This is a genomic window from Streptomyces sp. WM4235 (assembly GCF_001279725.1).
In the GTDB taxonomy this organism is placed as follows: Bacteria; Actinomycetota; Actinomycetes; order Streptomycetales; family Streptomycetaceae; genus Streptomyces.
Window position 1 is genome coordinate 1 of record NZ_LGDE01000372.1, and the last position, 314, is coordinate 314.

Annotated in this window: 1 protein-coding gene; it reads right to left on the reverse strand. The window is 73.9% G+C overall.

Going from position 1 to position 314, the window contains the following annotated elements; genetic code table 11:
* Nucleotides 1-314: N,N-dimethylformamidase beta subunit family domain-containing protein (locus ADK55_RS23035; RefSeq protein ID WP_324611196.1), on the reverse strand; the 314-nt coding region annotated here is incomplete at both ends.

Here is a 314-nt window from a genome sequence, read left to right on the forward strand (position 1 = left end):
GCGTCGCCCCCGCCGGCCCCGCCGCGAAGACCCGCAGCAGGTTCTCCGTCACCCGTGTGGTCAGCGCCCCGGCACGCGCGTCCAGACCGTGGTTGCCGCCGCCGCGTCCGTCGCCCTTCGCGTCGAGCGCCTCGACCCAGCGCATCGTCCCCGTGGCGAACACCCCGGCGCCGCTCGCCACGGTGTGATACGCCGTGGCCTGATGGCTGGGCCTGCCCTCGCAGCCCACGGGGGAGTGGGCGATGATCTCGATCGGGCGGGGTGTCGGGAATCCGGTGTTCACCTTGTCGTACTCGACGCCGACCAGGTGCGCG